The organism is Marinobacter sp. CHS3-4, from assembly GCF_030053415.1.
Taxonomy (GTDB): Bacteria; Pseudomonadota; Gammaproteobacteria; order Pseudomonadales; family Oleiphilaceae; genus Marinobacter.
The window spans coordinates 688,296-714,123 of the sequence record NZ_JASGBJ010000001.1 but is presented as its reverse complement, the minus strand read 5'-3'; the positions used below and the strand labels follow the sequence as shown (position 1 = coordinate 714,123).

Sequence of the window (25,828 nt, the reverse complement as noted above, 5' to 3'; positions counted from 1 at the left end):
ACGGAGGAAGCCATACCATGCTGCTTAAAAACGCGGTGCAGCTGATCTGCTACCCGGACCGGATCGGCAAAGACCTGAAAGACCTTTACAAAGTCGTCGACACCCACCTGTCGGAAGCCATCGGCGGGCTACACATTCTGCCGTTCTTCCCCTCCAACGCGGACGGGGGCTTTTCGCCGCTAACCCACAAGGAAGTGGACCCGGCCTTCGGCACCTGGGACGACATCGAAGCCTTCACAGCCAAGTACGATCTGTGCGTGGACCTGACCGTGAACCACATCTCGGACGAATCCCCCGAGTTCCGCGATTTCATCGCCAACGGCTTCGATTCGGACTACGCGGACCTATTCGTGCACGTGGACAAATTCGGCGAGATCACACCGGATGACATGGCCAAGATTCACATCCGCAAGGAGAAAGAACCCTTCCGCGAAGTAACCCTGTCCGACGGCACCAAAACCCGGGTGTGGTGTACCTTCACCGAACAGCAGATCGACCTGAACTACGAATCCGACCAGGCCTACCAATTGATGGAAAGCTACATCGGATTCCTGACCTCGAAAGGGGTCAATCTGCTTCGGCTGGACGCCTTCGGCTACACCACCAAACGGATCGGCACCAGCTGCTTCCTGGTGGAGCCAGAGGTGTACCAGATCCTCGACTGGATCAACGAAGTCGCCCTGAAACACGGCGCGGAATGCCTGCCGGAAGTGCACGACCACTCCAGCTACCAGTACGCCATCAGCCGCCGGAACATGCACCCCTACGGCTTCGCCCTGCCGCCGCTGCTGCTGTATTCGTTGCTCGACGCCAACAGCACCTATCTGAAGAACTGGCTGCGCATGTGCCCGCGCAACATGGTGACCGTGCTGGATACCCACGACGGCATCTGCATACCGGATGTGGAAGGCGTGCTGCCGGACGACAAGATCCGGGTGCTGATCGACAACATCGACGCCCGCAGCGCCGACCCCATCATGCGGCGCTCGGCCGCCAACATTCACAGCGTGGGGGCCATCTACCAGCTCACCTGCACCTTCTACGACGCGCTGATGCAGAACGACGACGCCTACATCGCCGCCCGCGCCATCCAGTTCTTCACGCCGGGCATACCACAGGTGTACTACGTGGGCCTGCTGGCCGGCTGCAACGATCACGAACTGATGGAAGAAAGCGGCGAGCTGCGGGACATCAACCGGCACTACTACACGCTGGACGAAGTGGAGCAGGACATTCAGAAACCGGTGGTACAGCGCTTGCTAAGCCTGATGGAATTCCGCAGCAACTACCCGGCTTTCGACGGCCATTTCGAGCTGAACTACTCCAACAGCTCCAGCGTCGCCATGGCCTGGCGCCACGGCGAGTATTACTGCCACCTGTTCGTGGACCTGAACTTTAAAACGGTGAAAGTGGATTACGTGGATGTGGAGACGGGGAAGACCAAGCACCTGGCCTGTTAAAACAGCCAGGGCCGGTTCGGTGGTTAAAAACAACCCGACTAGACCAGTTTATTGATGCTTTTTGTGTAGTTTAAGTGTCCGTTTATGCTATTTGCTTGATTCTTTAAGGGAATGCAATAACTTTACGTACCAGGTGCCGTCATTTCGGCCTTTCGGCCTTTCGGCCTTTCGGCCAAAGACATCCAAAACCAAGAAAATCTGCGAGTCTGACGTCAGTCACAGGCCGCAATCCCAGTGGAGTGTTATCAATGAGTTTCATAAAGTCTCTGGCGGCCATACTCGTGGCCATTCTTCTTAGCGGCTGTTTGCCTGAATCCGATGATGACGTCATCTGTGAAGACAAAAAATTTATAACTTTTGCCGGCAGCACGACCGGTATAACCGATGGCTCTGGCTGGGGAACGACATCGGGGAGAGCCGATGCCATTGGCACGGAAGCACGGTTCGACGAGCCATGGGAGATCGTTACCGATGGAACCGACCTCTATGTTCTCGACGGGGAAAACCTCGCCGTCCGAAAGATTGACGCTGCCACCCAAGAGGTGACCACCGTCTACGACTTCGAAGTCCAGCCAACAGCGATGGCGAGCGATGGAACCTATCTCTACGTGGCCAGAGACGAGCCATCAGCGGGCGCTAGCATCCTCCAGATTAGGATTGCCACCGGGGTGACTAGAACGATGTGGTTGGGCTTATCAGCCCCATTGAAAAACATTAGTGCGATGTCGACAGACGGCACCCACCTCTACCTGAGTGACTCGAATGCGAAGCTAGCGACACAAGAATTTATCAAGCAAGTAAATATTGCGACAGAAGAGGTAACCACTCTTGCAGGGGGACAGATTGGATTTGCAAACGGTGTAGGGGCGCAGGCCCAATTCAATAATGTGCAAGGTATCGAGTTCTACGATGGCAACCTCTTCTTGACCGACAACAACAATCACCGCATCAGAAAGCTCGTGATTTCTACCGGTGAGGTGACGACCCTGGCTGGAACCGGGGAGGACGGACTCAACGACAGCAAAAACACTGAGCCAAGTTTTTCTAGTCCAAGCAAGCTTGTGCGAGACGGGCGAGCGCTGTATGTCACCGACGGATATTCTGGCGGTGGCCAAAGTACGAATTACTACCGAATTCGGCACGTTAACATTGATACCGGTGAGGTGAAGACGCTGGTCAAGTTCGAGGGGGGAAAGGAAAAGGGACAGCGCGTTGACGGAATTACCAAGTTGGGCTCAGCGAAAAACGCTGATGGGGTTGATATCTTTACGACCAATTCAGAGTATGACCGCATCAATAAGATCACCTACAGCACGAGCACTGGGGGCTGCGAAAGCCAGTTATCCCAGCAGGTTTCCGTTGGTGGGAGCGTCACTAACCTGAAGGCTAAATTGGTACTGCAGAACGGCAGCGCCGAGAACACCGTCTTCGGCGGCAATACATTCAAATTCACCGTCGATTCCGGCAACAGCTACAACGTGACCGTAAAAACCCAGCCTAACGGGCAGGTCTGCACCGTGACCAACGGCAGTGGCACCGCCAACTCGAGCGTTGAGAACGTGGCTGTGAGCTGTGAGGCCAGCGCCACGCCGCCGAGCGACCCGACCCCACCAGAAACGCCGACCATCACCGACCTCACCACCACGAATCAGCAGCCGACGCTAACTGGCACCTACGATTCCGGAGAAGTCGGGGGCGAGTTCTTCGTGACGGTAAACGGGCAGACCTTCACGCTGGGCAGGCACGACGAGCTGAGTAACGCCGGTGATGACTGGACCCTCAACATCCCGACTGAGCTTGCTATCAACAACTATGAAATCAGAGCCGTGGCGTCCGATGCCGCCGGCAATACCAGCACGGCGGCTGGCGGATTGTTTGTTGTGCCAGCACCTGCGGTTCCGACAGTGGCATCCGTCATCACCAAAGACACAACCCCAACACTCTCCGGTACCTTTGATGACGCCAACACAACGGATTTTACCGTTCAGGTGGACGGGGTGACCTACACCCGAGGCACCGACAGTGCGCTTCGCACCAATGGCAATTCGTGGTATCTGACCATTCCGGACGCCAATGCGTTGTCCGTTGGCACATACGACGTTGCCGTGACGGCAACCGATAGCTTGAGTAACAATACATCGGACGCCACCAGCAACGAACTGGAAATCGCCAGCGCCACCGGCCCCTCCAACTGGTCACTTGAGGACGTCTACACCAACGACCCTACGCCCACCGTTCGAGGGACGTTCCCGACCGATGCAACCGGATTCTCGGTTGGACCCCTCAAGGAATATCTGATTGATGATAATGGGTCCGTAATTATATCGTACTGGACGTTTGCCGTGACAAAAAACGATCCGACGCAAGGCAATATTTTGGTCGACGACCTTACTCAAGAAGCCGAAGGCAGCTTTGATCGGTCGACCGGCGAGTGGCAGCTGACCCTCAGTGTTGGGTTTGACTTCCAACCGACCGATGGGTTTGTCGAAGGAGAGTACCTTTTGCGGGTCATAGACCACCCAATCAGTCGTTCTGGGGAGCTCGGCGACCAGGCGGCCGCTGCTGCCAAACTGGTGGTCGACTTCACCGCACCGACGGCGCCGACGGTCACGTCGCAGACCACAACCGATTACACGCCCACCATTACCGGCAGCTTCGATGCCTCCGATACCAATGTGCTGACCGTGTCGGTCAATGGCATGACCTATACCCTCGGCACCGACGCCGCCCTGACGGCATCCGGCGACATCTGGAACCTGGCCATTTCCGACGCATTGAGCGTGGGGACTTACGAGGTTGCGGCCACGGCCCAGGACAGGGCGACAAACAGCGCCACCGACAGCACCAGCGGTGAGCTTGTCGTAACGGCTGCTGCCCCCTCAGTTGCACCCACCGGCGTCTCGACGCTGGCCGGTGACACGCAGGTGGCGTTGAGCTGGTCGGCGGTGGACGGCGCCACCAGCTACAACATTTACTACGGCACCAGCCCTGACGTCACCACGGCAAACACCCAGATTACCGGGGCAACCAGTGGCGATGCGGTTACCGGATTGACCAACGGCACGATTTACTACTTCATCGTCACGGCGGCAAACTCTGCCGGTGAAGGCCCGGCCTCCAGCGAGGTCAGTGCCACGCCGGTGGATCAGCGGGCACCGACGGTCTCGGCCTCTCCGACGGGCACCAGTTTTGTGACCACTCAAGACGTCACTCTGTCGTGCAGCGATACCGGCGGCTCTGGCTGCGCGGGTATCTTCTACACGCTGGACGGTTCGGCCCCCACCACCGGGTCCACCACCTACAGCGCACCGATTACCCTCAGCAGTACAACCACCGTGAAGTTCCTGGCGTTGGATGGCGCGAGTAACCAGTCTGCGGTTGGCACTGAAACCTACACGCTCTCGCTGCCCGTAGCACCGACGGGCGTGTCAGCAACAGCCGGCAGCAATCAGGTGAGCCTGACCTGGTCCGCCGTCACCGGCGCCACAAGCTACAACGCCTATTACAGCACCAGCAGTGACGTCACCACAGAGACGGGCACCAAGGTTGAGGCTGTAACCAGCGGCGATGCGATTACCGGGCTAGTTGACGGGCAGACCTACTACTTCATCGTCACCGCCGAAAACGCCTCGGGCGAAAGTTCTGCCTCCAGTCAAGTCAGTGCCGTACCGGACACCCCGGACACCACGGCACCGACCGTCGACAGCGGCAGCCTCAGCCCGGCGGATGGCACCACCGGCGTCGCGCGCGATACCGATGTGTCCGCAGGCTTCGACGAGGACATCTTTGCCACCACGGTCGACGCCAACAGCTTTACCCTTGAGGGCAATGGCGCGGTCAGCAGCACCGTGACCTTTGATGGCAATACCAACGTTGCCACCCTGACCCCGGACAGCAAACTGGCGGTGTTGACCGACCACACCGCCACCCTGACCACCGGCATCACCGACCTGGCGGGCAACCCGCTGGCGGCCAACCAGACCTGGACCTTCACCACCGCCGATGGCGCCTGGCAGACGACGCCAGACACCGCTGACACCAGCGCGGCAGACAACAACAGCGGCCGGGTGGTGGTCGACGAGCAAGGCGTGGCAACCGCGGTTTGGCTGGAGTTTGACGGCTCCACCAATAAGGTTGTGAGCAATCGCTACGTGCCCGGTGTCGGTTGGGGGAACTCCCCGGTTGAACTTCAGACCGGCAGCAACGATGCCGCGGCTGTCGAGCTCGCGGTGGATGGCGACGGCAATGTCTTCGCGGTGTGGCAGGAGCTCGCCGGTGTCGATCCTTTTGCGGATCCTTATCATATCTGGGCGGCCCGCTATAACGCCGTTGCAGAATCCTGGGACTCGGCCGTACAGCTCGACGACGGGACCAACAGTTCCGGAGAAGCTCAGATCGCCGTGGACGGCAGCGGTAACGCCATCGCGGTGTGGAATCAGTTTGACGGCACCCGCAACAACCTCTGGGCCAGCCGCTATTCAGCCGACACCTGGAGCACTGCTGAGCTGATCGAGAACGAGGACGGCAACGAGGCCCTCTTCCCGTCCATCGCCATGGATACCGCTGGCAACGCCACCGTGGTCTGGATTCTGGGCGACGGTTTCTTAACGGGTGATGTCAAGGCGACCCGTTTCAGCGATGGGTCCTGGAATACCACGCCCGTCGATCTGGAAGCCCGCGCCAGCACCGACATCGGATTCGATGCTCATGTGGCCATGGACAACAGTGGCAACGCCATCGCCGTGTGGGGACAGGCGGACGACAGCGGCACCTTCAACATCTGGGCCAACCGCTACGACAGTGGCGCCGGCACCTGGGGCGGCGCGGTGGCGATTGCCGATGGCAATGGCAATGGCCGCGTACCCAAGGTGGCTGTGGACGAGAATGGCAACGCCCTGGCGGTCTGGATACAGGACAACGGCAACGACGTCTGGAGCAATCGCTACAGCGCTTCGGGAACCAGCTGGGGCACCACCCCGGAGATTCTCGACAATCTGGCGGGCGCGGCCAACGCACCACAGGTTGCCATGGATGCCACCGGCCACGGCCTTGCGGTCTGGTTCCAGAACGACGGCCTGGGCTTGTCCAGCACCTTTGCCAACCGCTATGTGGCGGGCATTGGCTGGAGCGGTGTCATCACCCTCGAGAGTGATGACACCGAAGAAAACAACCTGAACCAGCCATCACTGGGCATGAACAGCAAAGGCGAGGCCATGACGGTGTGGCATCAGCGGCAGGGCAACGGCATCTTCGATCTGTTGTCGAACAGCTTTGACTGACGCATCCCTCTGAACTGTGCGCTGTACAACAAGCACTCTAGCGGCCGTGTCACCGGCCGCTAGAGTGCTTTCGGCGTCACTACCCCTAGCGCCCAGTCACTGGGTAGCCTGATCAATCCGCTCCTGCTGGCGGGCCGCTTCGTCTTCCATGAACTTGTTCATGTCATCCTCGAACTGCGGCACGTCTTCAGGATTCTGGGGCACCTTTGGCACCTCGCCCACGCCCATTTCGGAGGCTTGCTGAGCAGTGGTGCCCTCACCCTTGTTCAGTTGCTGAGTCACCAACAGGCCGATAACCGCCAGAGCGGCCAATAACAGGATAAGTTTCATATTCGGGCTCTCATTAATCCTCGCGCATCTCACGCTGTCGCATGGGCATGGCGTCGATGCGCTGGAAAATTGCCTCAAGGTTGAGACTGGCTTCGCGGCTTTTGATGCCGCCGTCTTTCCCGATGAGCAGCACGCGCTCATCCGGGCGGGCATTCTCAAGCAGCGTTTTGACGTCTCGTTCAACACCAATGGGCACGATTGACTGGTTAGACAACAAGCCAGACTCAGCGTTCACGAACCAGAGAATGTCACGATCCTCGATACCGACGTTCGAGCCCCAAAGTGTTTCAACGGCATCTTTGGTCTCTGGCGCTGCCTGCACCAGAATCAGCCGATGTTTCCACTGGTAATCGCTCAGTTTGTCCATATCCGCTCCAAGGGCCGAAAGCGAAAAAAGCATACAAACAACCGCCACAATGCGCCTGCCTCCAGTGATAAGAATCTCATACCCCATAAACTTCCCTCAAACCCCAGAAAGGTTCCACCAAGCGTAGCCCAGAACCAACGAACAGCTTGCCATTACCATATTGGCGAACGCCAAGAATTCCGGATCAATGCTAAGCTGATAGACTAGGCATCTCTCAATCAATTCATGCCTTCACCGCACGGGACACCGGGGCCAAGTGAGCGATCTTTCAGAGACATCTCTAAAGCATAGCCGGCGCTCTGCGATCGACGTCCAGCGCCGGGCTTTGCTGCACTGGCTGCTGATGCTGACGGCCATCTTCTGTTTCGGCTTCGCCGTGCTGAATCTTACACGGGGCGTCTACCACCTCGCCGCGTTTGAACTGGCCGTATCGGTTTTCGCGGTGGTGCTGATCGTCATTCTTCCGCGCAGCCGAAACATTCAGCCCTGGAGCCTGATTTACGTTCTTTTGCTGTATTCGATGCTGATTGCGGCATTGCTGACCCCAGGCCTTTCCGACAAGGTGTTCGTCTGGTTTTTCCTGATCCCCGTGATCGCCCATTTTCTTCACGGTCGCCAGTTAGGAATGCCGCTGTCTCTGATACTGCTGACGATCGCCTGGTTTCTTTACTATCGATACCACTTCAATACGCCCGGGCTCATGGATATGGTGGGCATGACGAATGTCGTGGCCTGCAGCCTGGTTTTGACAGGCGGCGTCTACGCTTACGAAACCGTTCGAGAGAATGCCGCAGAACGTCTGCATCGTATTGCCTCGACCGACTCACTGACGGGCCTGTCCAATCGAAAACATCTGCGCGAGCTGCTGGACGACACCCTTGCGCACGCCAAATACGCCGGCACCGGTTTCAGCCTTCTGACCCTGGACCTGGACCACTTCAAAACCATTAACGACCAATACGGACACGATGTCGGCGACCAGGTACTGATCGCCGTGGCCGATGTGATGCAGCAACGGTTAAGAGCCGCTGACACACCGGCGCGCTGGGGCGGGGAAGAATTCCTGATTCTGCTTCCGGAAACCGACAAACCGGGATCCGAGAAGGTGGCCGAAAACATCCGACAGGCGGTCGACTCGCTGGAGGTGAAAGCAGGCGAAAGCAGGGTTCAGATAACCACGAGCATTGGCAGCGCGCAATTTCCGCAGGATGGGCAAACCATTCGGGAACTGCTGGAGGCGGCCGATCACCGGCTTTATCAGGCAAAGCACAAAGGACGCAATCAAGTGGTTGCTGGTGCGGCACTGCCATAATTTTCAGCTTCTAAAACAGGACGTTTATGGAAAATCGCCCGGGCTGGGTCTTTTATATCTCGCTACTTTTACTAACCGCTTTCGTGGGCCTTGGGGTAATGCTACCCGCAAGTCTGGAGGCCTGGACACAACAGGCCCTGATATTTACCACCGAACATTTCGGTTGGCTCTATCTGTTTGCGACAACGGGTTTCCTGGTGTTTTGCCTGAGCGTTGCCCTGAGCAATTACGGCAGCATCCGACTCGGGGCCGATGGGGAAACCCCGGAATTCGCCTACCCGACATGGCTGGGGATGATCTTCTCTGCCGGCATGGGTGTTGGCTTGGTCTTCTGGGGCGTGGCCGAGCCCATGAGCCACTACGTTGCGCCGCCTCTTGGTCTGGCTGAAGCTCGCACGCCTGAGGCTGCAGGACTGGCCATGCGTTATTCCCTCTTTCACTGGGGGTTCCACCAATGGGGCAACTTCGCGGTCGTGGGGCTGGCCATCGCCTACGTTCGGTTCCGCCAGGAACGGCCAGGCCTGATCAGCGAGACGTTTCGCATTACCCTCGGAGATCGCGTTGACGGCGGCATCGGCCACGCCATCAACATACTGGCCGTGGTGTCGACGGTCTTCGGTGTCGCTACCACACTGGGCCTGGGCATCATTCAAATAAACAGCGGCCTGACAACGGTTGCTGGCTTACCCTTTGGCCTGCAACCGCAGATGGCCATCCTCGCCGGTGTTGCGATCGTCTTCCTGCTGTGCGCCCTGACGCCATTGGAAAAAGGCGTTCGATACGTCAGTGACCTGAATATGTGGCTGGCTGCCATCCTGCTGCTGTTCGTGTTCTTTGTCGGCCCCACCGATTTCATTACCTCGGTGATGACCACCGCTGTGGGCGACTATTTCGATAACGTGATCGGCATGAGCCTGCTGATGACGCCCTACAGTGGCACGGAAGACTGGGTGGAACGCTGGACGATATTCTACTGGGCCTGGGGCGTCTCCTGGGCCCCGTTTGTCGGTAGTTTCATTGCACGGATATCACGGGGGCGTACCATTCGGGAGTTCGTGCTGGGCGTGATGGGCGTGCCTGTATTGCTGAGCACCATCTGGATTACCACCTTCGGCGGAACCGCTTTGCACATCGAGCTGTTTGGCGCAGGCGGTATTGGTGATGCGGTTGTGCAGGAAGTCAGCTCAGCGCTGTTCGTGACATTGGAACACCTCACCTCCGCTGAAAGCCTTGGCTGGTTGATGCTGTTGCTCATTGTTCTGTTCGTGATTACCTCCGCCAACTCGGCCACCTTTGTGCTCGGCATGTTTACCAGCAGAGGCGTGCTGAACCCCAGCCGCCTCATTCGCGTTATCTGGGGCGTCGTCCCTGTGTTTGTCGCGGGTGTGTTGCTGTTTTCCGGTGGCCTGTCGGCATTGCAGACACTGTCCATCGTGGCTGCCTTCCCTTTCATTGTACTGATGCTGTTCATGGCCGGGGCGCTGCTGCGATCTCTGCGCAACGAAAAGCGCCAGATTGAACTGCACGAGGCCATCATGAGGGAGCGCATTGAGCGGCTGCTTGACCAGCAGGATCTCTGAAACCGGGGCGACCCGGGAGTACAGAAGAGCCGCTGCAACCAGGTGCAACGCCCTCATGATGAAATCGCGAGCCGTGCGAGTGTCTGTACTGACGATTAGGCCGATGCCCGGTTTGCCTGGTCGCGCAACCTCAACTGGATGTCGGCCACGTCGCGCCTTGCCGGTTGGTATTCGTTGACCGGATGCGCCGCCGGGTAACCGATGGAGACACCGCACAGCAATTTGTAGTCTGCCTCTATCTCAAACCGTTCGCGAACGGGGCCGCCCCAGATGGCGAGCGCAGCCTGGGTACAGGTACCCAGGCCTTCGTCCACGGCCGCCAGCATCAACGACTGCAGGAAAATCCCCGCATCCAGGGCGCTGTACCGGCCCAGCTTGTCGTGCACGTAGACAAAAATCACCGTGGGCGCGCCGAAGAACTCAAAGTTACGCCGCATCTGACGGTCCCGCGCTGCATAGTCCTCCCGGTCGATGCCAAGGGTTTCATACAGGCCCATGCCGCACTCGAATTTGCGTTGGTGCAGCTCCTTCGGATACTTCACGTTCGGATTGTAGTCACCGTCCGGTAACACTTTACCGGTCACGCCATGCCACAGTTTCAGGGGCAAAGGCATGCGGCTGACACTGCTCGCCCGGTCATAGCGTTCGCACAGTTCGTCGCTGATGGCCCGGCGCACGTCGCCGCTGGCCACGGCCAGGCGATAGGGCTGCACATTGGAGCTACTGGGCGCTTTCAGGGCCTGCTTCAGCAACCGGCTCATCACGCCTGAAGGGATCGGAATATTGTGGTAGTGCCGGATGCTACGGCGATGATTCAAGGCATTGATCAGTTCCATGGGGCCTGCCTCCGTCTGGCTCTTCGGGGCCGAGCGAACTCGGACGATGAGCGGGCAGTATAGAAATCCCCTAAATGGCAATAAAGAGCCATTCAGGTAATATACTGTTGTTAAATCAGCAACAATTAGGGATTTCATGTCAGCCGTGACAGAGCAGGCGTTGTTTCTGGCCCTTGTGGAGGCTGGGAGTTTCAAAGGCGCCGCCGATCAACTGAAAATGAGTACGTCGGTGGTCAGCCGCCAACTGAAGCAGACCGAACAGGCCCTGGGCGTTCGGCTGCTGAATCGCACCACCCGCAGCCTGTCGCTGACCCAGGCTGGCCGGGTATACCTCGACTCCTGCCGACGGATTGAAGAAGAAAGGCGAACCACCCAACGCATGCTGCAAAACCTGACCGCCAAACCGGTCGGACGACTGCGCATTACCGCAACGCCCACGTTTGCGCACGCCCAGCTGTTGCCCGCATTGGCCGACTTCTCGCAAGACTACCCCGACATCCAATTCGACCTGACCGTCAGCGACCGACACGAAGATCTGGTCGAATCCGATCTGGATCTCGCCATACGCATCGGAGATCTGAAGGATTCGCGCCTGAAATCACGACGGCTACTCGCTTCCCGAATGGTGATGTGCGCCGCGCCGAATTACCTGCGGGAACGCGGATACCCGCAATCGCTGGAGGAACTGGGCCGGCACCGAATCATCTACAGCAGCCATTTGCCCGACATCGAAAAACGCCATCGGAACAGCCTGCCAGGCCTGGCGCTGCCTGAATCCCACAAAGTGCTGGTGGTGAACGACGTATTGTCCATATACCAGGCGGCCAAGTTGGGGATGGGGATTACCCTGTTACCGGACTACCTGATCCACAAAGACCTGGCCAATCACGCTCTGGAAGAGCTGTTCCCGAATCAGGCAAAGCCACCGCACGAAGTGTTCGCCCTATTCCAGGAAACCGACTTCATGCCCCACAAACTAAGGGTGTTTATCGATTTCCTGGCGGCTCGTTTTTAGGATCGGACACGTCGCTGCCGCCCCAAACCTCAGGCGACACCCGGGCCACATAGTCCGCAAAACTCCGCGCCGGCCGCCCCAGAACCTTCTGGACCGTGTTCGTGGTGTGTTCATTGCGGCCATCCAGCACGTTCACGAACAGCTCGTTGATCAGCCAGGCGATGTCGTCCGGTAAGCCCTCGGCTTTGGCGCCTTCAAGATACGCATCCACCGGCACCGGGGTGAAGCCGATCTCGCGGCCGCTGGCGTTGGCGATGGCCTGCACGCACTGGTCAAAGGTGAGCAATTCCGGCCCGGTGACTTCCAGTAACTGGTTGCGCAACGCGGGGTTGGTCAGCGCTGCCACGGCCACACTGGCGATGTCGTCCACATCGATGAACGGTTCACTGGCGTTGGGCTGCGGCAGCACCAGCTCGCCTGCCTGCAGGCCGTCCAGCATGAAACTCTCGCTGAAGTTCTGCATAAACCAACTGGCACGCACCACGTTCCAGGCCAGGCCGCTGGTTTCCACCACCTGCTCCGCCCGCCGGGCGCCTTCCTCGCCACGGCCTGACATCAGCACCAGATGCTCCACGCCCTGCTGCTTGGCCACCGCGACAAACTCGCGAATATCCGCTTCCGCCTGCGGCACGGCCAGGTCCGGGTAGTAGGTCACGTAGACGGCGCGCACGCCTTCCAGCGCCGCTGGCCAGGTGACGCGGTTTTCCCAATCGAACGGCACCTGCGAATTTCGGGACAGCCCGCGCGCACCAATGCCCATAGAATTCAGCTGCGCCAATACCCGCGCACCGGTTTTTCCGGTGGAGCCAACAACGGCGATCAATTCGGTTTTCATGCTCTGTATCCTCATAACAATGGTTTGGTTGATGCGGGCGTTAAGTCACCCGATGAACACCAGTTTACGAGGGCTTTTCTTGATGATTAATGCTTCTCAATCCATACTATTTTGCAGAACGTCCAAACATGGCCACCGCGGACACAACCTATGACCACCGACTTACAGCGAGACATTCCCACCACGTCCGACCCGCTCGGCGAGACTCTGTGCTCGCTGCGCATGGACGGCTCGGTGTACGCCACCGCCGAACTGATTGCTCCCTGGGGTATGGAGATGCCACCGATGGGCGGCAAGATGATGTTCCACATCGTCACCCAGGGCAGTTGCTGGCTGCGCTTCCACAATCAGGAAAGCCTGTACCTGCAAACCGGCGACCTGGCGCTGGTACCCAAAGGCGAAGGCCACTGCATTGCCCACAGTGAAGACCAGCCCTGCGAGCCGTTTTTCGACATCCCTGTGACCCGGCTGACGGAGCGTTTTGAAACCATGCGCTACGGCGGTAACCAGACAGACGGAGAAGAGAGCAACGGCGAGGAAACCCGCCTGACCTGCGGTGTGCTGGGGTTCGACCAGGTTGCGGCGCAAAAGCTGATTCGCGAACTGCCGCAGATCATCCACATCAAAGCCAGCGAAGGCGCCCTGCCCGCCCAGCTACAACCCATGATTCAGCTGATGGAACAGGAAGCCCGCGCGCTATCCCCCGGCGGCGTGACGGTGATGGCGCACCTGGCCGACATCGTGGTGATTCAGGCCATCCGACACTGGATTACCCACAGCCCGGAAGCCCGCACCGGCTGGCTGGGCGCCCTGAAAGACCCGAAACTGGGCAAGGCCCTGGCCGCCATCCACGCCCGCCCCGAAACCGACTGGACCGTCGACCGCCTGGCCGCCCACGCCGGCATGTCCCGCTCCGGCTTCTCCGCCCGCTTTACCGAGGTGATCGGCACCTCCGTGAAACACTACCTGACCGAATGGCGCATGAATCTGGCAAGGCTGCGAATCGGGCAGTCACCGGTCACGCTGACCGAACTGGCCGAGGAGCTGGGGTATCAGTCGGAAGCAGCGTTTTCGCGGGCGTACAAACGGGTGTTTGGGGTGCCACCGTTAAGGCAGAGGCAGATTCACACAGACGTGATGCAAGCTTCGTAAAATCGCTATCGCTTGAAACCAGGGCGAAAGCGTCGTACTTCTTCGAGTAACGAAGGTTCATAGCGTCAATGATCATTGACGCATCGGGAAGCTCTATTGGAGGGAATCGTCTCTCTCAATCGGTCTTTGCTGGGTCAGAAAATCTTCACGGTAATGCCGCCGGAACGACTCATGGACGACCGTCGGCAGCCAGCGCTCAATCGCTTCCCGATAGGCCTCGGTCTTGCGAATTCGAGCCAACGCCTTGTCGATTTCGACAATCAGTTGGCGTCCGGTGGCGGTCTTTGAGCAGCCGATATAGGAGTAGGAGAATTCACTGGATTCCCTGATGGGGAGAAACGCGATATCACGCCCGAGTTCTCGTGTCGCTTCCACATAACTGAATTCCATCGGAAAACCCAGCACATAGTCGACTCGCTTGTGCGTGAGCATTCGGATCAGCCCGGAATAGGCCGGGCTTGAAAATCGCTGATACACAGAGTCAGAGCCCTTGTGTAATGCCAGCAATTGGTCGATGTCTCGCCCATAAGCACGACCAAACTCAACACCCAAAACCAGGTCCGGATTACTCATCAGTCTTTCCAGGGCTACCGGCGGTTCCCCGAAACGATTCCTATCCTTGACGCGGATGGCGATGCCGTTGGAGGGCGCGATAATGCTGGGGCGCCGGGAAAAAACAATGTACTCCTGGCGCTCCGGGGTGATTTTCATCGCTGGATTACAAACATTCTGCCCCTCTTCCAAAGAACGCAGGACCCGTGATGTTGGCACGATGGTGCGTTTGTGGGTGTATTCGGGAAGGGCCTCGGTAAGGAGATCCAGTAAGCGGTCGGTTATGCCTGTCTGGGCCTCTTGGGCTTCCGGGGAAGGGTTTTGATCCTCGGCTTCAATGTGGTGATACGGCGGAATTGTAACGTCAACCCAGTGAATCACTTCCTTGGCGAAAGCCAAACCGGACTTCGAAACGGCACCCAACAATACAATTGCTATAACGGCCCATCGAAGTGTGTTCATGGATAGTGACCTGTCCCATCGAAACCAATTAGAAAAATCGTTTAGCCGAATTGATACTAACACCCTAACCGCGGCATGGCTTGGTCACGTTTCGTTTTCAGGTAATTCCGGTTGCCTCTCACTGCGCCAGACTCGAATGAGCACAACGTTTCAAACTCTCTCAATTCTGGAGTAACTGGAACACCGGCAAGTCCGTAATAGTGCCGGCAGCGCCCCATTGATAATCGATACGAACGAACCTCAGTGCCTCCTCGCAAGCTTGAAATTCCTTTCGTAATTCTTGCCAGCTCAACATGAAGCCATTTCCATTTAACGCCTTCATGACCAGAGGCCAGCGCGGAGCGGCTTTTTCGCATATGCAAATAGTACCAGAACCAATATTAGAAATAGCAACCACCCGAATGGTTGCAAAAGCATGTTTGAATTTAATGGATCAAAAATCAAAAACAATATAATTAAGCAAGATACATATAGGTCAATTCGTCCGAAACTTGGCTTATCTGAACCGTAAATTTCTGAATTGAACGCGCCTCAATTAAACTGGGAGCAGTCCTTTTTCTCTCACTTCAATAAGTGCATCCAGCACTACCTGCACACGCTTGGGGACGAATCTCTTACTCGGATACAAAGCATGCACAGGAAGTAGCATCGGGCTAAATTCAGGTATACACAGGATCAGTTCACCTGAGGCAACATATTTTTCCGCAACATATTCGGGTAACCCAGCAACACCCAATCCTGCAAGTGCTAAATCCAGAACTGAAAACACATCGTTCAGAGCAAATCGTACATTTGAACTAAGCCTTTGCGCCTGTTCAGTTGGCCGAAGCAACCCCGGTTTCGATACAAGTATAATCTCATGCTGCGAGAGGTCATCAATTGTCACAAGAGGACTACGTTCGCTAATATATGCAGGTGATGCATATAGCCTCACCGATCCTTCGCGCAGCAAGACAGAGTATGCACTGGAATCCTCCAATTTACCTTCTCGAATAGCGATGTCGATTTCGTCTTCGACAAAATCGTGAATCTTGTCGCTCAACTTAAGATCAAATCGCAACTTTGGGTGTTTTCGGCTTAGCTGCGCCAAGATTGGTACAACATGAATTCGACCAAACGCGGGAGTGGCAGAAATCCGAACGGTTCCTTCTACCTGAGCTGTCTCATCAGATATCGAACTGATAGCGGCAGCAAGTTCATCAAGAAGTGGCCGCGCAAGTTCATATATTTTCGTCCCGGCCTCAGTCGGGCGAACACTCCGGGTGCTTCGTTGAAGTAAGCGAACGCCTATATCCTCTTCCAAGCGATTGATCTGCTTGCTTATCGCCGAGGCTGTGATCCCTATATGCTCTGCGGCCCCTGTAATTGATCCGCGCTCAATAACCACGGCCAAAGTACGTAATCCATTAAGTCGAACACCAATTATTGCGTCCTTAATGGACATAATTATTTTCCTTTTTCGTTATTGCGGACAATACAGACTAGGCATAGGGTATGCCAATCATCAATGAAACGGGAATAGATATGATTCAATTAAGGTATCCTTTTACGCGAAACTGGCTTTTCTATCTGCTGGTTTTCGCTTATGCAATCTTAATCGGCAGAATGACTTTTGCACTGTGGTTAGGGGATGGAATAAACGTCTTTGCGAGCTATAGCAGCGCAGTTTCTGCTGCACCTTTGGTCGTCGATGCAAACTACGTCTATTGGTCAAAGACCTGTTTTCTTTTCCTGACAATGCTTCTTGTTTCTCTAAATATTGACTATCGTTTCGCAGTCGGGTCAGGGTGTTTTTTCTGGGCAACTAGCCTCATATTGATGTTTGGGACTAGCCCAGTATTGTTGACATCCGCTATTCTTGGTCTTTTGATCGCGGGCATTCAAGTCAAACGCAGGGAGGTTCTTGATGCGAGATAGCGAAGTCTATCTTGAGTCGATGGCGGACTCTCACTTGCACCATAACGCCCGGCTCACGCGCCGGTTTGGAGCCGCGAAGCGGCGTAAAAGCGGTCGCCATGATGCCGCTTGTTATGGTTAGTGAAGATGTCAAATATTCGAAACCGCATACAGCAATATCACCACACAACATGCTAAAGCGATAACTCCGCCCAAGATCACTGGAATACAACAGAACGCACTTCGCATTAACGAAGAATTCTGCTTTTCACACACTCCTGCCAACCTAGTAGGCACCTCCCAGCCACCCAAAACCCGAATTTAAGGCACACAAAAAAACCGGAGCTGGTGCCGGTGGTGATGGCTTCGGGTTCCGGGCCTTTGTGGTCGGAGCGGTTGTCGAAGCTGTTTTCGTCGTTGTTGCCGTTGAAGTTGTCCGGGATCAGGCTGGCGGTGATGCGTTCAAACTCGCTGCCACTGTCGAATACGCGCTGACCGCCATCCACGCCCGCCCCGAAACTGATTGCCTTCGCCGCTATATTCCTGGAAGACAATGCCCCAGAGGTCGCAGGAAACGAGCACAACGCCGAGGAAGTTGAACGCCTCCGACGTTGGCCCACGGTGTCGCAAAGCTCGCTATGTGCTTTTAGCAGATAGTAGGTTCGACAAGCGCTGGTTACCGAGTCTATTTGCGAGGTCGATGGCACTTTCTCCTGATGAATTCTTTAGAAATGGGTCCGCACCATTCTCCAACAAGAAACGAACGAACTGTTCGTCATCACGTGAAATGGCTACAAATAATGGCGACAGATTGCCATTGATTGCAAAGCCATTCGGATTTGCACCGTTGCCAATCAACGCCGCAGCTGCGTCAAAATTTCGATCGTAAACAGCATAAATCAGTGCATTCATTCCATCAGGCGCTTCAGCATCCAGACTCACACCTTTTTGATCCAGACGATTCAGAACGCCGACGCCTGCCGAATAAGACGAGAGAGCGTAATAAACTCTCGCCAAATTGGGCGTTGTCGCCTTTGCTTGCAACAGAGATGACTGACTTGCCTGATTACCCATCGCTGCCCATTGGTGAAACCGTGCCTCTGACAAAATCAGGTTGGCCGAGCAACCTCCATTGTTTGCCTTCACCGAGTAGCGAATCGCTCTGTCGTAATCATTGGTATAGCGCACCAACACACGAGCATGCTGACGATACAAACAATAAAATGGATCATTGCTCAATACTTGATGGTGCGTTTCCAGTGTCTCATCAGCCTCAGACACCCGGTTGGCTCTCAGGTAAAGGTTGGACAAATCCAGAATCGAGTTTCTGTACGCATACCGATTAACGTCAGGGACGCGCCTTTGCCCTCTTACTTTTTCCAGTAAGCGTATTGCCTCTTCAGTGAGGCCTTGTTTATCTTTTTGTAGCGCCCAATTGTGCCAAACCCACCAATTGTCGGTACCTAACGATGCAATTTTACGGTGCAGAGCTTCAGCGTCGTCGAACCGCTCTTGAACTGTAAAAACATAACCCAGGAGCACCATGACATCGATATTGTCTGGCGCAATCTCCAGAGCTTTCAAGAGGACATCAGAAACATACTTCCCGGTTGCCGACGGTGCACGCTCACTGAAGTCTTCTCGGGTTTTCATTAAATAGCGGGCAAGCTCAACATAGGCTTTCGGCTGATTCGGATCTAAGTTCATCGCCTCATCAATATAACCTTTCGCCAACTCCATTCTTTGGCCAGTGTCCAGCAGGGTTTTTGCTTTGGCGACCAGTTGCTCCGCTTTTTCCTCTTTATCCAGCCAGGGGATGCCGGCAATCCGGTAAAACTCCTCAGTGCTTAACTCTTCAGTCGCCAATCTATCTAGCGTTGTGTTCGATATAGAGTCTCCAGTCGATAGGCCTGTGCCGATCTCAAGGTGCCCACTGATCGCTTCGTCGCCGACGTCGAAAAATTCAATGGCTGAGTCGAAGGCCATTAACTTAGTGGTCAACGGACGTAAATCTGCAACCGGAATTCTGTCATTCAATACTAAGTGGACGTTTTGCCCTGACCCAATTACGTTCTTAACCGATATATCGTCAGGCGACATTCCTTTCTCAACTAACCAGTTGATTAGCTCGACCCTATGAGGCACTCGCTCGCTGATCGTTACTGATTTCAAAACCTCAAAACCATGTCCATTTTTTTTGTGGTCGTTCTCTGCAGACGAAAGCGATGGCCAGTCGATTCTTACTTCATACCTCGCGACTGAGTTGAGAACCTCTCGGCCATCCATATCCCAAACTTCAAAATCTATAACATTGGTTGAAAACCCTGATTTCGGATAAATCGTTCTCGGAATATAAACGGTTACACGTCGCCCTTCCTTGGCTGTCTTACTCAGGAAAACCCAATGCTTTTTGGGTAATGAAAGACCCTCTTCCAGAGTGATGCCCAGCTTCTCATATTTCTTTTTTGTTGGTTGGAAATATGTAAATGCTATGGTTGATCCCCAGTAATTAGACTCAATGATTTCTGGGTCAGAGAACTTTAACTCTCCTGTATAGTAGTAGCTCTGACCACTCGTCTCGGACGGGCCCAAGAGCATGTTCTTAGCATGATAGTAAATATTATTTTTCTCTCCTAAGTATGCGAAAACGGCTATGAGAGAAACCAATAATAGATACTTCTTTTTCATGCTTATCCCCTTTCCCTGGATGGATTATTTGCTCTTTTTCACTGACAAATACGGATGTGAAACGCACGATAGCCGAATTCACCGCCGTGATCGACTCAAAATACCAAGCCCGAGTTTGGGTTGATTCATTTTTTGACTAACACCTGCACCTACACAGCTTTGGCGTTTCGCCGTTTTCGATCTTGGACATCCAAGCCCAGACACACCCGTTATCCATTTCCCACAAATCAGAATGGCGAGAATGACTAACAGCGAGATGGCTGTCTTTTCATGGAAGATCACTCGGACGAGTTAAAACATACCTGCAGATTTCATTGCACTTGCCGCCCAAAGGATTGCTGCAATTCCAATAAGCTGAACCGCCACCCAGGATGCCAGTGCGAAAAAAGGGGTCGTGCCCTTGTCGACCAACCGATACACGAAAACCTGGTAGAGCACACCGGTAACGAACAGACCAACAACGACCGCCAGCAACCACATCAATGGGTCCAAACGAGACGCGATGACCGCGACAACGAAATAGAGCGGCAGGGAGGTGATCCCTGAAACCCACCACTTTCTTTCTATACTCATCACTATTGGAACCTGTTAACGCCTAGGTTAAGCAGCCGGACTGGCGCGCGAAGCGCGGCGGGACGGTCGGCTTGAACCGTTTGTTAGGTGACAGACTCACGATCGATGACCCATCGTGAATGCTCCTTCTCACCCACTATCCGTAGGCGCTCAAGCAGTGAATGTCGATCCTCGTATGTCATGCCAGTGGTTGGTATCGGGGCCAAATACCTCATGATGATTTTTCCCGGGCGGATTTTCCAGGCTCCGGGCGGCATACATTGTCGGCTGCCCGCCATATAAACTGGGAATATCGGGACCTGGGCACTGATTGCCATGACAACTGGCCCTTTCTTGTAGGGGCTCAGGCTGCCGTCGACACTGCGTTTTCCTTCAGCAGACAAGTAGACTAGGCCGCCATTTGCAGCGTACTTCGCCGCCTTCTCAATCTGGCGTTTTGATTGAGAAGGATTCTGGCGAACAATGACCCAGCCGAGAATAAACGAGACCCAGCCGAAAAATGGAATTAGCGCGTACTCGATGTTCCAGATTGCATTGACCGGCTTGTCCCAGGCCGCGAACCCTACCGTGGGGTCAATAATGCTCTGTTGTGTCAGCCCGACGATTATCCCGCCCTGTTCCAGTTGCTCGGGCCCGATGTCGTACTGCACTTCGAACGATATGCCAAATGTGGACAGAAACGCCTGGTTCCAAGCCCGCACCATGCGCCTGCCTAGACGGTCGGAAAAAGGGGCAATAACCAATGCGCCTCCCAAAAGAGGCGCCATCAGCGCAAGTACCAGTGCGTACCGAGCAATTTGTGAGGCCGTATCCATGATTGTCACCTAACGGTGCCAGCATGGGCGAGTGAAACGAGTCCAGCCCACGTTTCTTTGTGGGCGAGCATGACTGGCCTTGTTAGGTGGACGATTAATTGGCTTGTTTACATTGAGCATGTTCAACCTCTGCTACCACTCGAAGCTTCTCTAGCAAAGAATTTCGATCGTCATAGGTGAGCCCCTTCGTTGGAATAGGCTCTAAGTAATGAAGAACAATTGTTCCAGGCCGAATCCTCCATTCACCTACCGGAAGGCAATGCCTAGCGCCAGCAATGTAAAGAGGATGAATAAGAGCCTGCGACTCAATAGGCAGAACCGCCGCACCTTTTTTATAAGGCATCAGTTCTCCATCAATACTCCGCATTCCCTCTGCCGATATCAGAATTAAACCACCGTTTTTTGCGTAAAGAGCAGCCTTGCGTAATTGTCTCTTTGATTGTTTGGGCCATTGCCGAACAATGACCCACCCCATCAAGCTTGGCGCCCAACCTAAGAATGGAATAAGCGCGTATTCGATATTCCAAATACTCATCAGCCGCTTATCACATCTTGAGGAAATAGCCGTTGGGACAATTAAGCTTTGTTGATTGAGGACAACTATAACTCCACCTTCCTCGAGCTGAGACTGACCGTTCTCAAATTTAACTTCGACTACGACCCCAAATATCTTCATCGTTGTTTGACTCCAGCTACGAATAATTCGCCAACTGCGATCTAAGGAAATTGGGGCGACAACTACCGCGGCTCCCAGCATAGGAACCATCAGACTTATCGATAATACATAACGAATTAGTTGATTAATAATATCCACAATTTACCTAACGCCAAGCTAAGCGGCGGCCTGACAAGGCCGTCCGATGGAGGCCGAAGGCCGAAAAAACTTAAGCGCCTTGTTAGGTGTCACTTTCGAGCTTCTCGATACATGAGGTATATTTTTGGAGATTCGCCTGCTTGTATGGTTCCAGTTGCCTCGAAACCGTGTCGTTGGTAGAGCGTTATATTTGCCGGGTTCGTTGATTCAAGATATGCGGGCATTCCCGCAGAATCTACACGCTCGAGGAATGCATGCATCATTGTTGCCCCGTGTCCGCAGCCATACTTTGTAGGATCAACCCCTATCATCGCCAAGTGCCAAACTGGCTCATCTGGATGATGTTCGCCCATCAATTTGAGCACACTAAAAACATCTTCTAGCTTTTCCGGGGAAACAGTACGTTGAATGATGTCTGCGATTCTGTCTTCATCGGGGTAGGATCCGGGCTCAAGCCATAGGGCAGCTCCGAAATATCCCGTTGTACATTGAGCACTGCCATTCACGATCGCGCCACCACCGAAAGCCTCTGCAAATGCGGGCATGTTGCTTAAATAACTGTGAGGCTCAGGCCAGACCCATCTAAATATAGGGTCGTGAATAAATGCAGCCGTAATTGCGCTGAGTACCTTATATCGCTCTTCTTCAGACGCTATGTGGGCAGCTGCAGAGTTCATTATTTTTTCTCACTAATTAAGACACCTAACAGCAAATAGACCGAATTCTTCGTTAATGCACAAATCTGACTTCTACATTTGTGCGCGGCATTATTCCGCAAAAACACTGAACTCGATCAAAATTAATCACACATAATCAATAACCTACAATTTTTTTTGCTCTAATATAAAAGAACGCTCTTCGCATTAATGGAGAATTCTTTTTTTTCACACACTCTTGCCAACTTAGTAGACGCACCACTTGCCAGCCACACAAAACCCAAATCAAAGGCATAAAAAAGCGGCCCTTCCGATGGAAAGGGCCGCCTGCTCTCATCACGCTTTTCAGCGCTCTCTTATATGCCACGGGATCAGTGCCCGAGGTAGCTGCGGTACATCCACACCGTCTTCTCTTGCTGGGAGATGTAATCGCTCATCAGCGCCACCGTGCCTTCGTCGTTGGCTTCGCCTGCCAAGTTCAGCAGTTCGCGCTGTTTGCCAATCAGTTTGGCAAAGCTTTCCACGATGTTTTCCATCGCTTCTTTACCATCAGACACGTCTTTACGCTCCTGCACCTCGGACTTCTCGATATAGGTGCTGTAAGCGTGGGCGGGGCGATGGCCCAGAGTCAGTACCCGCTCTGCAATCTCGTCGATTTTCAGAAGCAGGTCGTCGTACAGTTCCTCAAACTTCACGTGAAGTTCAAAGAAGTTGTCGCCCTTGATGTTCCAATGGTAGCCGCGCACGTTCATGTAGAAGATCTGGTAGTTGGACAGCAGATCGTTCAGGTGGTCGGCTAGCTTGGCTGTTTTTTCAGTATCCAATCCAATGAAGTTAGTACTCATGCGTGTCTCCTTGAACGCGAGTGAATTATTTACGTTCAAGGTATGGTGAATGCAGCTTTTCGTACAGTTTAGATCTCCAATATCCTCAATAGCATTCAGTTATCAATCTTTTTAGAGCTAATAGCTACTGCCTAATTATTAAACGGGTGATCACACCCCGGGGCCGCAATCCAGGCAGCCCTCTTCCGGCGCCGGGCCAATGCTCAGGTTTTTATTGAGGTCTTTCAGCGCTGACCGCAGCCCTTCTTCGATCACGGGGTGGTAATAAGGCATTTCCAGCATGTCGCTGACCGTCATTCGCTGCTGGGCAGACCAGGCCAGCAGGTGGCCGATGTGCTCCGCCGCCGGGCCGAACATTTCTGCCCCCATGAACAGGCCGGTGCCGTGCTCGCCATAGACGCGTAGCAGCCCTTTGTTCTTGCCAATCACTCGGCTTCGGCCCTGGTTCTCAAACGACACTTCCCCCACCGCAAAGCAACCACGACACCGCTCGTTTACCTGCTGCTTGGTCAGGCCGACGGTGGCTATCTGCGGGTCGGTGAACACCACCGCCAGGGGTGTTTTGCGCAACCCGGTTCGCACCTGTGGATAGGCAGCGGCATTGTCGCCAGCGATTCGGCCTTCGTCGGCGGCTTCGTGCAGTAGAGGCAGGCTGTTATTGGCGTCGCCCGCAATAAAGATGTGGCTGTCGCCGCAGCGTAGGGTATAGGCGTCGAACAGGGGTGTGCCACGGTCATCCAGTTCGATGTCGGCGTTTTGCAGGTCCAGATCGTCCACGTTCGGGATACGCCCGGTGGCGGCCAACAGGTAGTCGAAGGTTTCGGTGGTTTCCCGGCCATCATCCACGAACGTCACGGCCACGCCGTCGTCTACCCGGGCGACCTTTTTGACGTCGGCATTCGGGTGCAGGGGGAATTCCTCGTTGAAGGCCTCCAGCGCCAGTTGCCGGATGGCGTCATCCTGTATCGGGCCCACCGAGCCGCCCCTGCCGAACATGCGTACCCGCACCCCCAGCCGCGCCAGCGCCTGGCCCAGTTCAAGCCCAATCACACCGGGCCCGAACACGGCGACGGATTCGGGCAGGTCCTGCCATTCGAAAATGTTGTCGTTCAGTACCAGCCGGTCTTTGGCGTCTTTCAGAACACCCGGAACCGTGGAGCGAGAGCCGGTGGCAAGGATGATGCGCTCGGCTTCTACTTCAACGTCTTCACCCACCATCAACCGATGGGGGCTAACGAACCGGGCGTGGCCTTTCAGGCGATGCGCTTCCGGGAAATTCTCAACGGAACGGATCACACCGCCTACGAACCGGTCGCGTTCTGACCGCACCCGTTCCATCACCCGCTTGCCGTCGATGTTTACTTTGCCGGCGGACACGCCAAACAGGTCGCCGTGGCGCATGTTGTGGGCGCTTTCTGCGGCGGCGATCAGCAGTTTGCTGGGCATGCAGCCCACGCGCGCGCAGGTGGTACCATAGGGGCCGCCTTCGATCAGCACCACGTTGTCGGTGACTTTGCGCACCCGCTGGTACGCCACCATGCCGGCCGTGCCTGCGCCAATAATGGCAACCTCTACCTTGCGCTTCTCCACTGCGATACTCCTTGCCTGATGAATCTTCGTGTCATGAGTATAGGGGTGATTTTTCGGCCGGAGGAATCTATTCTCCGAGCCTGTGTTTTAAAACCATCAACCGGATAGCCACCAATGCAAACCTACTGGGCAGAGTTCCTGACCGTTGCGCTGATTCATTTTCTGGCCGTCGCCAGCCCGGGGCCGGATTTTGCGGTGATGCTGCGCCAGGCACTGTGCCAGAGCCGTCGCAATGCCCTGCTGACAGCCACCGGGGTGGGCACGGGCATTCTGGTGCACGTGAGCTATTCGCTGTTGGGGATCGGGCTGATCATTCAGCAGTCGTTGGTGCTGTTCAACATTCTGAAGGTGATCGGCGCGTTGTATCTGACATGGATTGCCGTGCAGTGTTTGCGGGCCAAAGCCGGTGGTGTGCATGTGGACACCCGCAATGCCAAACCGCAAACCGGCGCGGCGGCCTATCGGCTGGGTTTTCTGACCAACACGTTGAACCCGAAAGCCACGCTGTTTTTTGTGTCGCTGTTTTCCGTGGTGATCAGCCCGGGCACACCGGCGCTGGTTCAGGGGGCTTACGGCCTGTATATGGCGGTAGCGACTGGCCTGTGGTTCATGCTGGTGGCGGTGTTTTTTACGCTGCCGCAGATTCGCCGGGGCTTTAACCGCTTTGGCCACTGGCTGGACCGCCTGATGGGCGGCGCGCTGCTGTTACTGGCCGGCCAGCTGCTGCTGTCGACCGCAACCGGGGACGCACCCACCAAAGACGCGCCCTGA

22 protein-coding genes and 1 pseudogene are annotated in these 25,828 nt (G+C 55.3%); 8 read left to right on the top strand and 15 right to left on the bottom strand.

Going from position 1 to position 25,828, the window contains the following annotated elements; all coding sequences use genetic code 11:
• Nucleotides 1–17 precede the first annotated feature (17 nt).
• Both gtfA and QLQ17_RS03260 read left to right on the top strand, forming a co-directional pair.
• A complete protein-coding gene (gene gtfA, locus QLQ17_RS03265) occupies nucleotides 18–1,460 on the top strand; it encodes a sucrose phosphorylase (RefSeq protein WP_283208102.1) in 1,443 nt (480 codons plus the stop codon).
• Between the two features lie 248 nt (nucleotides 1,461–1,708).
• The gene (locus QLQ17_RS03260) at nucleotides 1,709–6,739 is read left to right on the top strand and encodes an Ig-like domain-containing protein (protein WP_283208101.1); all 5,031 of its coding nucleotides are present in this window, start codon (nucleotides 1,709–1,711) and stop codon (nucleotides 6,737–6,739) included.
• Nucleotides 6,740–6,835: 96 nt separating this feature from the next.
• On the opposite strand, the gene QLQ17_RS03255 is transcribed toward QLQ17_RS03260, so the two are convergent.
• On the bottom strand, nucleotides 6,836–7,069 hold the full coding sequence (locus tag QLQ17_RS03255; protein ID WP_283208100.1) for a hypothetical protein: 234 nt from the start codon (nucleotides 7,067–7,069) through the stop codon (nucleotides 6,836–6,838).
• A gap of 13 nt (nucleotides 7,070–7,082) precedes the next feature.
• The gene (locus QLQ17_RS03250; protein ID WP_283208099.1) at nucleotides 7,083–7,436 is read right to left on the bottom strand and encodes a DUF4174 domain-containing protein; all 354 of its coding nucleotides are present in this window, start codon (nucleotides 7,434–7,436) and stop codon (nucleotides 7,083–7,085) included.
• Nucleotides 7,437–7,692: 256 nt separating this feature from the next.
• On the opposite strand from QLQ17_RS03250, the gene QLQ17_RS03245 reads away from it, so the two are divergent.
• Nucleotides 7,693–8,748, top strand: a complete 1,056-nt coding sequence (locus tag QLQ17_RS03245) for a GGDEF domain-containing protein (RefSeq protein WP_283208098.1) — start codon at nucleotides 7,693–7,695, stop codon at nucleotides 8,746–8,748.
• Nucleotides 8,749–8,774: 26 nt separating this feature from the next.
• Complete coding sequence (locus QLQ17_RS03240; RefSeq protein ID WP_283208097.1) at nucleotides 8,775–10,328, top strand: BCCT family transporter; 1,554 nt, start codon at nucleotides 8,775–8,777, stop codon at nucleotides 10,326–10,328.
• 95 nt (nucleotides 10,329–10,423) lie between these two features.
• Here QLQ17_RS03240 and QLQ17_RS03235 read toward each other — a convergent pair whose 3' ends face one another.
• On the bottom strand, nucleotides 10,424–11,164 hold the full coding sequence (locus QLQ17_RS03235; protein ID WP_283208096.1) for a nitroreductase: 741 nt from the start codon (nucleotides 11,162–11,164) through the stop codon (nucleotides 10,424–10,426).
• A gap of 136 nt (nucleotides 11,165–11,300) precedes the next feature.
• Between QLQ17_RS03235 and QLQ17_RS03230 the strand changes: the two genes are divergently transcribed.
• Nucleotides 11,301–12,179 carry a LysR family transcriptional regulator gene (locus tag QLQ17_RS03230; protein ID WP_283208095.1) on the top strand — a complete coding sequence of 293 codons (879 nt, stop codon included), beginning with the start codon at nucleotides 11,301–11,303 and terminating at the stop codon, nucleotides 12,177–12,179.
• Here QLQ17_RS03230 and QLQ17_RS03225 read toward each other — a convergent pair.
• The gene (locus QLQ17_RS03225; RefSeq protein WP_283208094.1) at nucleotides 12,151–13,029 is read right to left on the bottom strand and encodes an NmrA family NAD(P)-binding protein; all 879 of its coding nucleotides are present in this window, start codon (nucleotides 13,027–13,029) and stop codon (nucleotides 12,151–12,153) included. The genes QLQ17_RS03230 and QLQ17_RS03225 overlap by 29 nt on opposite strands.
• Before the next feature lie 135 nt (nucleotides 13,030–13,164).
• Here QLQ17_RS03225 and QLQ17_RS03220 point away from each other — a divergent pair, with 135 nt between their 5' ends.
• Nucleotides 13,165–14,166, top strand: a complete 1,002-nt coding sequence (locus QLQ17_RS03220) for an AraC family transcriptional regulator (protein ID WP_283208093.1) — start codon at nucleotides 13,165–13,167, stop codon at nucleotides 14,164–14,166.
• Here the strand turns inward: QLQ17_RS03220 and QLQ17_RS03215 are convergent.
• The 3 genes and pseudogenes from QLQ17_RS03215 to QLQ17_RS03205 all read right to left on the bottom strand — a co-directional run.
• A pseudogene (locus QLQ17_RS03215) lies at nucleotides 14,138–14,251 on the bottom strand (NYN domain-containing protein); the annotation flags it as partial. The gene QLQ17_RS03220 and the pseudogene QLQ17_RS03215 sit on opposite strands and share 29 nt — an antisense overlap.
• 8 nt (nucleotides 14,252–14,259) lie before the next feature.
• On the bottom strand, nucleotides 14,260–15,180 hold the full coding sequence (locus QLQ17_RS03210; protein WP_283208092.1) for a TIGR02285 family protein: 921 nt from the start codon (nucleotides 15,178–15,180) through the stop codon (nucleotides 14,260–14,262).
• 535 nt (nucleotides 15,181–15,715) lie between these two features.
• Nucleotides 15,716–16,624 (bottom strand): LysR family transcriptional regulator, encoded by a 909-nt coding sequence (locus QLQ17_RS03205; RefSeq protein WP_283208091.1) that lies wholly within the window; start codon nucleotides 16,622–16,624, stop codon nucleotides 15,716–15,718.
• A 50-nt stretch (nucleotides 16,625–16,674) separates the two neighbouring features.
• Between QLQ17_RS03205 and QLQ17_RS03200 the strand changes: the two genes are divergently transcribed.
• Nucleotides 16,675–17,097, top strand: a complete 423-nt coding sequence (locus tag QLQ17_RS03200; protein ID WP_283208090.1) for a hypothetical protein — start codon at nucleotides 16,675–16,677, stop codon at nucleotides 17,095–17,097.
• Between the two features lie 227 nt (nucleotides 17,098–17,324).
• Here QLQ17_RS03200 and QLQ17_RS03195 read toward each other — a convergent pair whose 3' ends face one another.
• The 8 genes from QLQ17_RS03195 to QLQ17_RS03160 form a co-directional block, all read right to left on the bottom strand.
• A complete protein-coding gene (locus tag QLQ17_RS03195; protein ID WP_283209065.1) occupies nucleotides 17,325–17,630 on the bottom strand; it encodes a choice-of-anchor I domain-containing protein in 306 nt (101 codons plus the stop codon).
• Nucleotides 17,631–17,712: 82 nt separating this feature from the next.
• On the bottom strand, nucleotides 17,713–19,764 hold the full coding sequence (locus QLQ17_RS03190) for an ankyrin repeat domain-containing protein (RefSeq protein WP_283208089.1): 2,052 nt from the start codon (nucleotides 19,762–19,764) through the stop codon (nucleotides 17,713–17,715).
• Between the two features lie 291 nt (nucleotides 19,765–20,055).
• On the bottom strand, nucleotides 20,056–20,337 hold the full coding sequence (locus QLQ17_RS03185) for a hypothetical protein (protein WP_283208088.1): 282 nt from the start codon (nucleotides 20,335–20,337) through the stop codon (nucleotides 20,056–20,058).
• Between the two features lie 83 nt (nucleotides 20,338–20,420).
• The gene (locus tag QLQ17_RS03180; protein WP_283208087.1) at nucleotides 20,421–21,152 is read right to left on the bottom strand and encodes a lysophospholipid acyltransferase family protein; all 732 of its coding nucleotides are present in this window, start codon (nucleotides 21,150–21,152) and stop codon (nucleotides 20,421–20,423) included.
• A 94-nt stretch (nucleotides 21,153–21,246) separates the two neighbouring features.
• Nucleotides 21,247–21,966, bottom strand: a complete 720-nt coding sequence (locus QLQ17_RS03175) for a lysophospholipid acyltransferase family protein (protein ID WP_283208086.1) — start codon at nucleotides 21,964–21,966, stop codon at nucleotides 21,247–21,249.
• An 89-nt stretch (nucleotides 21,967–22,055) separates the two neighbouring features.
• Nucleotides 22,056–22,643, bottom strand: a complete 588-nt coding sequence (locus QLQ17_RS03170; protein WP_283208085.1) for a GNAT family N-acetyltransferase — start codon at nucleotides 22,641–22,643, stop codon at nucleotides 22,056–22,058.
• Nucleotides 22,644–22,993: 350 nt separating this feature from the next.
• A complete protein-coding gene (locus tag QLQ17_RS03165; RefSeq protein ID WP_283208084.1) occupies nucleotides 22,994–23,467 on the bottom strand; it encodes a Dps family protein in 474 nt (157 codons plus the stop codon).
• Between the two features lie 150 nt (nucleotides 23,468–23,617).
• Nucleotides 23,618–25,057 (bottom strand): dihydrolipoyl dehydrogenase, encoded by a 1,440-nt coding sequence (locus QLQ17_RS03160; protein ID WP_283208083.1) that lies wholly within the window; start codon nucleotides 25,055–25,057, stop codon nucleotides 23,618–23,620.
• A gap of 114 nt (nucleotides 25,058–25,171) precedes the next feature.
• Here QLQ17_RS03160 and QLQ17_RS03155 point away from each other — a divergent pair, with 114 nt between their 5' ends.
• Complete coding sequence (locus QLQ17_RS03155) at nucleotides 25,172–25,828, top strand: LysE family transporter (protein ID WP_283208082.1); 657 nt, start codon at nucleotides 25,172–25,174, stop codon at nucleotides 25,826–25,828.

Excerpts from the sequence above, each read along its gene's own strand:
- gtfA (WP_283208102.1), top strand. The coding sequence starts at position 18 with ATGCTGCTTAAAAACGCGGTGCAGCTGATCTGCTACCCGGACCGGATC.
- QLQ17_RS03260 (WP_283208101.1), top strand. The coding sequence starts at position 1,709 with ATGAGTTTCATAAAGTCTCTGGCGGCCATACTCGTGGCCATTCTTCTT.
- QLQ17_RS03255 (WP_283208100.1), bottom strand. The coding sequence starts at position 7,069 with ATGAAACTTATCCTGTTATTGGCCGCTCTGGCGGTTATCGGCCTGTTG.
- QLQ17_RS03250 (WP_283208099.1), bottom strand. The coding sequence starts at position 7,436 with ATGGACAAACTGAGCGATTACCAGTGGAAACATCGGCTGATTCTGGTG.
- QLQ17_RS03240 (WP_283208097.1), top strand. The coding sequence starts at position 8,775 with ATGGAAAATCGCCCGGGCTGGGTCTTTTATATCTCGCTACTTTTACTA.
- QLQ17_RS03235 (WP_283208096.1), bottom strand. The coding sequence starts at position 11,164 with ATGGAACTGATCAATGCCTTGAATCATCGCCGTAGCATCCGGCACTAC.
- QLQ17_RS03230 (WP_283208095.1), top strand. The coding sequence starts at position 11,301 with ATGTCAGCCGTGACAGAGCAGGCGTTGTTTCTGGCCCTTGTGGAGGCT.
- QLQ17_RS03225 (WP_283208094.1), bottom strand. The coding sequence starts at position 13,029 with ATGAGGATACAGAGCATGAAAACCGAATTGATCGCCGTTGTTGGCTCC.
- QLQ17_RS03220 (WP_283208093.1), top strand. The coding sequence starts at position 13,165 with ATGACCACCGACTTACAGCGAGACATTCCCACCACGTCCGACCCGCTC.
- QLQ17_RS03210 (WP_283208092.1), bottom strand. The coding sequence starts at position 15,180 with ATGAACACACTTCGATGGGCCGTTATAGCAATTGTATTGTTGGGTGCC.
- QLQ17_RS03205 (WP_283208091.1), bottom strand. The coding sequence starts at position 16,624 with ATGTCCATTAAGGACGCAATAATTGGTGTTCGACTTAATGGATTACGT.
- QLQ17_RS03200 (WP_283208090.1), top strand. The coding sequence starts at position 16,675 with ATGCCAATCATCAATGAAACGGGAATAGATATGATTCAATTAAGGTAT.
- QLQ17_RS03190 (WP_283208089.1), bottom strand. The coding sequence starts at position 19,764 with ATGAAAAAGAAGTATCTATTATTGGTTTCTCTCATAGCCGTTTTCGCA.
- QLQ17_RS03185 (WP_283208088.1), bottom strand. The coding sequence starts at position 20,337 with ATGAGTATAGAAAGAAAGTGGTGGGTTTCAGGGATCACCTCCCTGCCG.
- QLQ17_RS03180 (WP_283208087.1), bottom strand. The coding sequence starts at position 21,152 with ATGGATACGGCCTCACAAATTGCTCGGTACGCACTGGTACTTGCGCTG.
- QLQ17_RS03170 (WP_283208085.1), bottom strand. The coding sequence starts at position 22,643 with ATGAACTCTGCAGCTGCCCACATAGCGTCTGAAGAAGAGCGATATAAG.
- QLQ17_RS03165 (WP_283208084.1), bottom strand. The coding sequence starts at position 23,467 with ATGAGTACTAACTTCATTGGATTGGATACTGAAAAAACAGCCAAGCTA.
- QLQ17_RS03155 (WP_283208082.1), top strand. The coding sequence starts at position 25,172 with ATGCAAACCTACTGGGCAGAGTTCCTGACCGTTGCGCTGATTCATTTT.